Raw genomic sequence first — 898 nt, 5'->3', positions numbered from 1 at the left:
GGCCGGGCGCGGGCCGCCCTCGGCGGGGGCGGCCGAGGAACCTGCCAGCGCCACCACCCGGCGCAGCATGTCGATGAACAGGCCCGACAGCGGCAGGTTCGACCACGTCGTGTCGGCAGTGACGTGGAACAGCACCACGAGCCCCTGCCCGCGATGCTCGGCGGTGACGATCGGCGTTCCGTCCTGCAGCGAGGCCCAGGTGCGGCCGGGCAGGTCGCCGTCGGGCTCGGCCAGGATCTGGCGGCGCACGCCGATGTCGGCAGGCGGCGCCAGGCCCGCGAACGGGCTCTCGGGCGCGAACGGCGCCAGCGTCTTCGGGCTGTCCCACGAGAGGGTGCCGCCGAGCGTCCGCCCGCCGCGGCGCAGGCGCACCGGCACCAGCGGATCGCTGCCGGCGGCGAGCCGCGGACCGGCGAAGCGCAGCAGGAGGCCGCCATTCTCGACGAACGTCTGCACGCGGGCCGCGGTGCGGTCGTCCATGGCGCCGACGTCTGCGAGCACCAGCACCGTCACCTGGTTGTCGAGCAGCTGCCCGACCTGGTCGGCGATGCCCTTGGCGCCGCGCGCCTCCTGAACGTCGGCGAAGGGCTGCAGGGCGCGGGAAAGATAGTAGGTCGGCGCCAGCAGCGGCTGCGCCTGGTCGTTGGTGCCGCCGAAGACGAGGCCGACGCGGCGGCGCTTGCCGCGCTCGTCCACCAGCGTGACGGCACCGGCCGAGCGCTCGCCCGCGATCTCGATGCGGCTGACGCCGTTGCGCAGCTCGATCGGCATGTCGAAGGCGATTTCGGTGTCGGTGGCGTCGGCTGCGAGGGCGAAGTCGTGCTCGGCGAGCGGCAGGCCCTTCGGGTCGAGCGCCCGCACCAGGCCGGCGTCGCGGCCGTTGGCGGCGGCGCGCAGC

The 898-nt window shown here is 75.1% G+C and carries 1 pseudogene; it reads right to left on the bottom strand.

Going from position 1 to position 898, the window contains the following annotated elements:
• Positions 1-898 (bottom strand): annotated as a pseudogene (locus tag FV230_RS28755) (LytTR family transcriptional regulator); the annotation flags it as partial.

This window comes from Methylobacterium sp. WL6 (assembly GCF_008040095.1).
Taxonomy (GTDB): domain Bacteria; phylum Pseudomonadota; class Alphaproteobacteria; order Rhizobiales; family Beijerinckiaceae; genus Methylobacterium.
This window is presented reverse-complemented; position numbering and strand designations above follow the sequence as displayed.